This window comes from Deinococcus rhizophilus (assembly GCF_030271215.1).
Classification (GTDB): domain Bacteria; phylum Deinococcota; class Deinococci; order Deinococcales; family Deinococcaceae; genus Deinococcus; species Deinococcus rhizophilus.
On sequence record NZ_JASNGB010000122.1, the window covers coordinates 1 to 8,973 of the forward strand.

Annotated in this window: 7 protein-coding genes and 1 pseudogene; 4 read left to right on the top strand and 4 right to left on the bottom strand. The window is 70.5% G+C overall.

Features of this window, described 5'->3' with window-relative positions; genetic code table 11:
- The first annotated feature begins 292 nt into the window (after positions 1 to 292).
- Both abc-f and QOL99_RS12055 read left to right on the top strand, forming a co-directional pair.
- The gene (gene abc-f, locus QOL99_RS12050) at positions 293 to 2,170 is read left to right on the top strand and encodes a ribosomal protection-like ABC-F family protein (protein WP_285524141.1); all 1,878 of its coding nucleotides are present in this window, start codon (positions 293 to 295) and stop codon (positions 2,168 to 2,170) included.
- Positions 2,171 to 2,212: 42 nt separating this feature from the next.
- Positions 2,213 to 2,779 (top strand): hypothetical protein, encoded by a 567-nt coding sequence (locus tag QOL99_RS12055; protein WP_285524143.1) that lies wholly within the window; start codon positions 2,213 to 2,215, stop codon positions 2,777 to 2,779.
- 5 nt (positions 2,780 to 2,784) lie between these two features.
- On the opposite strand, the gene QOL99_RS12060 is transcribed toward QOL99_RS12055, so the two are convergent.
- The 3 genes from QOL99_RS12060 to QOL99_RS12070 form a co-directional block, all read right to left on the bottom strand.
- Positions 2,785 to 3,474 (bottom strand): nucleoside/nucleotide kinase family protein, encoded by a 690-nt coding sequence (locus QOL99_RS12060; RefSeq protein WP_285524145.1) that lies wholly within the window; start codon positions 3,472 to 3,474, stop codon positions 2,785 to 2,787.
- A 172-nt stretch (positions 3,475 to 3,646) separates the two neighbouring features.
- Complete coding sequence (locus QOL99_RS12065; RefSeq protein ID WP_285524146.1) at positions 3,647 to 4,867, bottom strand: toxic anion resistance protein; 1,221 nt, start codon at positions 4,865 to 4,867, stop codon at positions 3,647 to 3,649.
- A 140-nt stretch (positions 4,868 to 5,007) separates the two neighbouring features.
- A complete protein-coding gene (locus QOL99_RS12070) occupies positions 5,008 to 5,880 on the bottom strand; it encodes a protease complex subunit PrcB family protein (protein ID WP_285524148.1) in 873 nt (290 codons plus the stop codon).
- Between the two features lie 57 nt (positions 5,881 to 5,937).
- Here QOL99_RS12070 and gatC point away from each other — a divergent pair, with 57 nt between their 5' ends.
- Positions 5,938 to 6,252: an Asp-tRNA(Asn)/Glu-tRNA(Gln) amidotransferase subunit GatC gene (gene gatC / locus QOL99_RS12075; RefSeq protein ID WP_285524149.1), complete on the top strand. Its 315-nt coding sequence runs from the start codon at positions 5,938 to 5,940 to the stop codon at positions 6,250 to 6,252.
- A complete protein-coding gene (gene serS, locus QOL99_RS12080; protein WP_285524150.1) occupies positions 6,252 to 7,544 on the top strand; it encodes a serine--tRNA ligase in 1,293 nt (430 codons plus the stop codon). Before gatC ends, serS begins: the two co-directional genes overlap by 1 nt.
- 780 nt (positions 7,545 to 8,324) lie before the next feature.
- On the opposite strand, the pseudogene QOL99_RS12085 reads toward serS, so the two are convergent.
- Positions 8,325 to 8,973: pseudogene (locus QOL99_RS12085) on the bottom strand (ISNCY family transposase); the annotation flags it as partial.

Below are 8,973 nucleotides of genomic sequence, written 5' to 3' on the forward strand. Positions count from 1 at the left end.
TGAAGCTGCTCGGCCTTGACGAGGGGGGGGGAGGAGGAGGGGGCCGCGTCCGCCGCCGGTCCCAGCAGCGCCGCGAGCAGGGCCGTGCGGAGGGGCAGGGAAGGGCGGGGCACGGGGGGCAGGCTCACCCGGCCAGTTTACCGGGTCCTCCCCGCCGGGCACGCCGCAGACCCCCGGACTCCCCGCACAGGGCCACCCCCGCACAGGGCCACCCCCGCACAGGGCCATTCCCGCACAGGGCCATCCCCGGACAGGGGCCGGGGCGCCGGAAAGCCGCCCTATACTGCCCGCCGTGCTTGTCGCCCTGCAGGACGCCACCAAGGAATACGGCCCCCTCACCGTGCTGTCGGAGATCACCTTCGCCGTGCAGCCCGGCGACCGGGTGGGGCTGGTCGGCCGCAACGGGGCGGGCAAGAGCACGCTGCTGCGCTTGCTGACCGGGGAACTCCAGCCTGACGGCGGCACCGTGCGCCACGGTCCGGGCGTGCGGGCGCGGGCCTTGCGGCAGGACCCCACCTTCCCCGAGGGCGCGACCGTGGACCGCGTGCTGGAGGCCGCCTTCCACGACCTCGACGCGCTGGAGGCCGAACTCGCGGAGGCCGCCGGGGCGATGGCGAGCGGCACCCCCGAGAGCGTGCTGCACCACGAGGCCGTGCTGGAGCATTACGTCCGCCGGGGCGGTTTCGAGCGCCGCAGCCGCAAGGAGGCCGTGACCCTGGCCTTCGGCTTCCGGGGCCGCGAACACGACCCGGTGGCCGGGCTGTCGGGCGGCGAGCGCACCCGGCTGGGCCTCGCCGCCCTGCTGGTCGAGAACCCCGACGTGCTGCTGCTCGACGAGCCCACCAACCACCTCGACATCGTGATGGTGGAGTGGCTGGAGGGCTTTCTCTCGCGCTATCCCGGCGCCGTGCTGGTCATCAGCCACGACCGCGCCTTTCTGGACGCCGTGACCAACGAGACCGCCTACCTGCGCGGCGGCGGCCTGAGCGTGTACAGGGGCGGCTACACCACCTTCCGCGAGACGCTGGCCGCCGAACAGGAGCAGCAGGCGGCGCAGCACGCGCAGGACGCCAAGCAGGTCGCGTCCCTTCAGTCCAGCGCCGACCGCATGAAGGTCTGGGGTCTGGGCATGAGCAAGCTCGCCCGCCGCGCCAGGGCGATGCAGGCCCGCGTGGACCGCATGCAGGCCCGCGCCACGAGCGCCCCGCCCCCCGAGGAACGCTCCACCCGCATCACCTTCCATGCCCCCGAGAGCGGCGACGTGGTCCTCGACGCCCGGCACCTCACGAGGACGCTGGGCGGCCGGACCCTCTTCCGGGACGTGAACGTGCAGCTTCGCCGGGGCGACCGGGTGGCGATCGTCGGGCGCAACGGGGCGGGCAAGACCACCCTGCTGCGGGCGCTGCTGGGCATGGACCCCAGCGACGACCCCCGCGCCCGCGTGCTGACCGGGGCCCGCGTGAGCGTGGGCTACTACGATCAGGCGCTGCGCGGCGTGGACCCAGGGCAGACCCTCTACGACGTGGCCCGCGAGTACGTGGAAAAGGACTTCGAGGCCCACAACCTCCTCGGCACCTTCCTCTTTCCCTACGACCAGCACGACAAGCAGGCCCGCATCCTCTCGGGCGGCGAGCGGGCGCGGCTGGCGCTGCTCAAGCTCGCGCAGGAGGACCACAACCTCCTCGTGCTCGACGAGCCCACCAACCACCTCGACATGGAGATGGTGGAAGCGCTGGAAGACGCCCTCGGTGCCTACTCCGGCACCCTGCTGATGGTCAGCCACGACCGCGCCTTTATCGAGGGGCTGGCCGACCGCCTCTGGCTGATCGAGGACGGGCAGTTCTACGAGTACCCCGGCTGGGCCGACTACCGCGAGAAGCACCGCCCCGCCGCCGTGGAGGAGGTCAGGCCCGCTCCGAAGCCAGTGCCCGTCCCCGCCCCGAAGGGCAAGGGCCTGTGGCACCTCAAGCGCGAGGTCGAGGCCATTGAGGCCGATATCGCCCGCCTGGAGGCCGAGCTGGGGGACGCTCAGGCCGCCCTGGCCGCCGCCCCCCCCGACGCCGATTTCGTGGCGCTGGGGCAGGCCGCGCACGACCTCGAAGTGCAGCTGGACGCGAGGATGACCGCCTGGGGCGAGAAGCAGGCCGAGGTGGAGGCGCGGGGGGGCTGAACCCGTCCGGTTGCTTTCGCCTCCGGCCCTCACACTGCGGGCATGAAGCGTCTCGCCCTCATTCTTCTGGCCCTCACCGTGAGCGCGGGGGCCACGTCCTATGTGCCGCCGCGCCCGCTGCTGATCGGCTCGGATTTCGGAATCTACGGCTTCAAGTTCCTGCCGCGTGGAGTGAGTGACGCCAGCGCCAGTGCGCGGGAGAGCTGGGGCGAACTGTTCATGTTGCAACCCGACGGCCGCCTGAAGACGCTGTGGAAACGCAGGCTCGTGAACACCCCGAGCCGCATCCTGATCAGCCCGCGTGGACAGGTGGTCACGCTGGACAACTGGGCGGGTTCCGGCAGCCCGAGGCACGCCGTGGTGGTCTATGACCTGAACGGCAAGGTGACGGCGGACCTCAAGTTCTCCGACGTGGTTGCTGCCCCGGACGCCTGCCCACGCTGCTTCTCGATGGACGGCCCCTTCCTGAGCTGGGGCTTCGCGCCCAAATTCGTCTTCTACGGCGAGGACGTACATCTGGCGTTGCGGGACTTCCAGGGAAAAGGCCCCAGCCTGAACCTCGTCACCGGCAAACTCAAGACGGTCTGGAACGGCCAGCCCCGTCCCTGACGGCCCTATCCGCCTGCGGAAGTGGGCCCGTCCGGGAGGCCCCGCACGGCGAAGGGCGCGGTGAGGTCCGCGTTGTCCACCACCACGCCCGCCTGACGCTCGGGGTCGGCCTCGCGGAAGTACAGGCGGTTGCCCTCCACGTAGCGCCGGTTGGACTCGGCGTGCGGATCGGGCGAGCCGTACCCCGGTCCCCGCGCCGCCCCGCGCGGCACCGACACCCCGAAGGGGACGCGCAGAAACACCGAATCGTCCCACACGTCCCGCAGTTCCGGTCGGTGCAGGAAGAGGCCATCTACGATCAGGAGGCTGCCGGGCAGGGCCTCCAGTTCCGGCGTGTCCACGGGCGAGTCGGTGGTGTGGTCGAAGATCGCCGTCCGGTAGCGCCCCGAGCCGCCCGGCCCCAGCGGGTCCAGCAGCGCCGAGCGCACCCCCGCGAGGTCGTAGGAATCCCGGTAGAACCCCTCCGGCGAGGTGCGGCCCCGGCGGTAACGCACGGCCCTGGGCGCGTGGAAGCCGTCGAGTGAAGCTCGGAGGACACTCCGGCCCCGCCCGCGCAAAACTTCCGCCAGTTCGTCCGCGAAGGTCGTCTTGCCCGCCCCGTCTGGCCCGTCCACGGCCACGCGCAGGACCGGGGCGGCGGGCTGGGTGTCCAGACGGTCGGACAGACGGTGCAGCAGCCCGGTGCGGAGGCTCAAGCTCGGTCCCGGCTGCCGCGCCAGACCAGGCCGACTCCGCTCAGGCAGAGCAGGCTCGAGGCCGCCTCCAGGCCCCAGATCTCTCCCGTCTGCCAGTGATGGACCGCCTCCCAGCCTCTAAAAAGCCCGAGCGAGAGGAGCAGCAGGGCCAGGGCGAGCTCCCCGCGGTTCTTCACAGCTTCAGGTCGCCCTTCTCCGTCACGTTCAGGCCCTGCGCCACGTCCCGCGCGGTGCTCTGGCGCTCGCGGTCGAGGTAGGTCTGCGCCTGCGTCACCTCCTGCCCCAGCACCTGAATGGTGTCCTTGAAGCGGTCGAGCGCCTGGGTGCGGTAGGTGCTGATCGCGTCGAGTGCCCCGTAGACCTCGCGGAAGGCCTGCTGGATGACCTGCGGGTCCACCGTCGCGCTGCCCGCCTGCCGCTGAATCTCGGTGGACTGCTGGCGCAGCAGGCTGGCGGTCGAGCCGATCATCTTGCCGGTCGTGTCGTTGATCGCCGTGACCTGCCCCAGCACCGCCTGCTGGGTGCCCAGCGCCTGCGAGACCATGATGGCGGTCCTGAGCGCACTGACGGTCGTGGTGGTCGCCCGGTCCACCCCCTTGATCAGTTCGAGGTTGTTGCGCCGCACCAGATCGAGGGCGAGGTAGCCCTGAATCGCCACCGCGAGCTGGGTCAGCAGGTCGGTCACGCGCTGCCGCACCGCGAACAGCAGTTCCTCGCGCACCACGCGGGCCTTGTCGGGGTCGGTCTGCTCCAGTGTGTGCAGCCGCGCCGTGAGCGCCTCGTCCACCGCCGTCCCGACGTGGGCGTACTGGCGCAGCTTCTGCATCGTCTCCCAGAGGTGGACCTTCTCGGTCTCGATGCTGGCGTTGTCGCGCCTGAGTTCATCCTGCGAGCGGTAGAGCGTCTCCAGAATCCCGTTGAGGTGGCTCTGGGCGCTCTGGTAGCGGTCCACCGCGTTCACGGCCTTGCGTCCGCCCGGCAGCTTGCGCAGAAAGCCCCGCGCGGTCGGCGTGCGGGCAGGGTCGAGGTCCTCCACCGTGCGCCGCAGGTCGGTCAGGCCCCTGAGGATGTCGCTGCCCTCGGCGAGCGAGCCCGCCCGGGTCGCCCGCAGGGGCCGCTCCAGCATCCGGCTGGACACCTGCGCCGCCGCCCGCTGCTCCGGCACGCCGAGGTCGTGGACCGCGTCGAGCTTGCGCTTGAAGTCGGGGCTGTGCGTTCCGGCGTGCAGCACGTCCTCGACAAAGGCCCGCGCCAGCGCATCGAGGCGGGTCCGGTCCTCGGCCGAGAGGGGCACCATCTCCGGAGCCTCCTGCGCCCTCACCGGGGCCACCGCCTCGGGGGCCTGAAGCAGGGCGTCGGGCGGGGTCAGGGGGCCGGGCTTGTCAGCACTCATGCCCACCAGTACGGCACAGGCAGGACCGGGGTTGCATCCGGCCAAAGGCGGAGGCGGAGGCGGAGGGAGTCGTCAGCCGCCAGCAAAAACTCCACCCGCCGAACCGGGTGGAGTGTCGGAGAAGGGGAGGGCTTAGCGGGTTAGCGGGTTTCCCCGCCGCCTGTGCCCAGCTGAACCGGGCGGCCCGCCGCGTCCACGAGCTGCACGCGGGTAAAGGTGCCCGGCGCCCGGACCAGCGTCCACGGACTCGTGAGCGCCTGGGTGGTGATCGCCCCCGGCCCCGGAGCGCGGATCTCCACCGTCAGGGTGAGGGTGCCGTTCTGCACGCTGGCCCCCGTCACCCGGATGCCGTAGCCCCCGGTGGGCCGCTGCCCCAGGAAGACGGCGACGACCGTTTCGCCGGAGCGCAGGGTCGGCACGGCAGGAGTCCCGGTCTGGTTGCCGTAGGCGACCCGGTAGAGGGCATTCAGGGCAGCCTGGGTCGTGGCGACCTGCACGGCGGGGGTAGAGGTGGCGGCGTTGGTGCCGCTGGCGAGTTCGGTCACGGTCACGCGGCCTCCGGGGACGGGGGTGATGCGGGGGTCGGGGGTGCTCACCGGAGGCGTCGTGGCGGGCGGAGTGATCGGCGTCTCGGTCACCGTTCCGGTCGCGCCTCCCGTGGTGGCCGCGTTGGGGGCAAAGGTCACCAGGCCCGTGGGCAGTCCGGCCTGCGTCAGCCGTTGCAACACGGCGACCCGCTGCACGGCGGTGCCGACGGTCACGCGCAGGCGGCCCTGGCTCTGGTCCAGTTCCAGCGCACTCAGGCCGGGCAGCCCGTCCAGCGCCCGCTGCGCCGCCTGAAGCTGCTCGGTCGTGTAGCCCGACGGGTAGGCGGGGGCGCGTTCCGGCATCGTCTGCACCGGCATGGTCTGGCTGGGGGCGCCCAGCGGCGTGGCGGGAATGGTGGTCACGCCCTGGGCGGCGGCGAGGGTGCCCGCGCCCAGGGCCAGCGTCAGGAAGAAGGTCCGGGTCATGCCCCCAGCCTCCCCCGTCGCCGCTGACCGTGCATGAGCGCCCGTATACTCGCGTTCATGATTGATCCCGTCAGCTCGGTGCCGCTGGACGTGCGGGAGGTCGAGCACCTCGCCCGCCTCGCGCGGCTGGACCTCACCCCGGAGGAGCGGGAAGCCCTGCGCGGCGATCTCGGCCGCATCCTGGGCTATTTCGAGCAGCTCCGCACGGTGGACACCGCCGGGGTGGAGGAGATGCAGCGCCCGGTCAGCCTCGTCAACGTCCTGCGCGACGACGTGCCCGGCGAGGTCCTCGCCCCGGAGGCTGTGGCCGCCCTCGCTCCGGAGATGGACGGCGGCTTCGTCCGCGTCCCGCGTACAGTGGAGGTCGACTGATGCTTGATCTCAAGTTCATCCGCGAGAACCCCGAAGCCGTCCGCCACGCCACCGAAGTCAAGGGCGTGGCCCTCGACCTGGGCGAGCTGCTGAGCCTCGACCGCGAGGTGGTGGCCCTCAAGCAGCGCGTCGAGGCCCTCCAGACCGAGCGCAACGCGAATGCCAAGCTGGTTCCAAAGGCGTCCCCCGACGAGCGCCCGGCCCTGATCCAGAAGGGCAAGGACCTCGGGGAAGAACTCAGGGCGCTGGAACCTGAGCTGCGTACCCAGGAGGAGGCGCTGCGGCAGATGCTGCTGCGGGTGCCCAACCTTCCCCACCCGTCGGTTCCGGTGGGCAAGGACGACTCGGAAAACGTGGAACTGCGCCGCGAGGGGCACCTCCCCGAGTTCGCCTTCACCCCGCTGGACCACGTCGAACTGCTGGAGCGCCAGGGCTGGAGCGACCCCGAACGGGTGGCGCGGGTGTCCGGGAGCCGCTCGTATCTGCTCAGGGGCGACGCGGTGATGCTGGAGATGGCGGTGCTGATGTTCGCGCTGGACTTCCTGCGGGGGCGCGGCCTGACGCCCCTCTCGACGACCGCGCTGGTGCGCCCGGACACCTTTGTGGGCTCGGGCCACTTTCCCGGCGGCGAGGATCAGGTGTACAGGGTCGACGAGGGCGAGCTGATGCTGGCCGGAACCGCCGAGGTGCCGGTGAACAGCCTGTACGCGGGCGAGCAGCTTTCCGCCGAACAGCTTCCCATCGCCTACGCCGCGATCAGCGCCGCCTTCCGCAGCGAGGCGGGCTCGGCGGGGCGCGACGTGCGCGGACTGATCCGGGTCCACGAGTTCCGCAAGGTCGAGCAGTACGTCCTGACGCGGGCCGACGAGGAAGAGGCGCTGGGCTGGTTCGCCCGCATCCTGGAGAACGCCGAGGCGCTGCTGCGGGCGCTGGAACTGCCCTACCGGGTCGTGCAGAACTGCACGGGCGACATGGGCGCGGGCAAGGTGCTGATGTACGACCTCGAAACCTGGGTGCCCAGCGAGGGCCTGTACCGCGAGACGCACTCCTGCTCCTACCTGGGCGACTGGCAGGCCCGCCGCACCGGCCTGCGCTACCGCGACGGGTCGGGGCGGCTGGTCTACGCCCACACCCTGAACAACACCGGGATCGCCTCGCCGCGCATCCTCGTGCCGCTGCTCGAAAACCACCAGCAGGCTGACGGGACCATCCGCGTGCCCGCCGCCCTGCGCCCCTACCTGGGCGGGCGCGAGGTGCTGGGCGTCCCCGTGCGGGAAGTGGCGACGGCGTAGGCGGCACGAGCCGTGGGCCGGGGTCTTCGCGGGTGGAGGCCCCGGCTTTTGGGTACCACCCAAAAGCCCTGCAAGGTGACGGGGCACATGACAACCGGGGAAAGCGCTGGGCACGGCTCTCAGTGGGCTGGCGGCCCTGATGGGGGCCCTGAGATAAGCCCTCTCGCCCCCGGTTGCGCCTTTCTCGGACGACGGCGGCGTCAGGTCGGGTGGCCTGGCCTTTTTTTCTATGACGGCAAAGGGGGCTTGAGGAGTTGATCTTCCAAGGCGGCCAGGTACTGATCCGGGGAGCGGCGGAAGCGGAGTTGCTGACGTCGTGCCTCATGCCGGACTTCCAGTCCGGCCCGCAGACGATGCCAGGCCATCAAGCAGCGGGGCTGGAGGTCAGGTCCCGTGGGTNCTCCGGTTCGCTTCCTGTTCGATCCGCTGCAACACGGTGTTGAAACGCTGCTCCACCTGCTCGACGGTGCCTTCCTCGGCATTGTCCAGCACTTGGGCAGCTTGCGAAACCAATCGGTAGGCCGTGTTAATGTCCGGCCACACCGTGCGGCTGCTCTCCAAGGCGTCTTGGAGATGCGCGTGCAGCCGTTCCAGATCACGGTCTACCGGTTCTTGCCCCCCTTTTNTGCTCCACCTGCTCGACGGTGCCTTCCTCGGCATTGTCCAGCACTTGGGCAGCTTGCGAAACCAATCGGTAGGCCGTGTTAATGTCCGGCCACACCGTGCGGCTGCTCTCCAAGGCGTCTTGGAGATGCGCGTGCAGCCGTTCCAGATCACGGTCTACCGGTTCTTGCCCCCCTTTTTCACGGTGATGACCCGGTCCAGGGATTCTTCAACATCCTGAATCCGCCGCCGGAGTCTCAGGCCGCTCGCCGCCAGCGGCGGGCGGCCATCATCGGTCAGGGCACTCCGCACGGCGAGACAGTAGCCCAGCAGCACCCTGGCCTGCAGGTCATGACGTCCCTCTAGGCTGCGTTCCAGCTTCCGGATCCCCCGCAACTCGCGTTTGAGCTGCACCTTGGCGTGCCGATCGGCTTCAAAGACGGGACGGGCCGCTTCGCGCAGGTAATGGAATTGGCAGAGTTGATGCGGGACGCCGGGCAGAACCCGGGCGATGGTATTGCGGATGGCATGCTGACCATCGCTGATCACGCCGATGATCGGGAGGCCCTCCCCGAGGGCCTCCTTCACTTCTTGAACCAGGGGCGCGAGTTGCGCTTCGCCACTCCCCAGCAGGGCACGAGCGAGCAACACCTCGCCCGACAGCACGTCCCGCAATACCCACAGCACTTCATGCCCAATATCGGGCTGCAACCCGTCCAGGGCCAAGATCACGCGCCCCTGGGCACGCAGCTTCTCCTGAAGCCGCGTCGCGTCCGTCAAGCGCAACGCCAGCAATTCTTCGTAGCGGTGCAGCAGGTTGGTGACG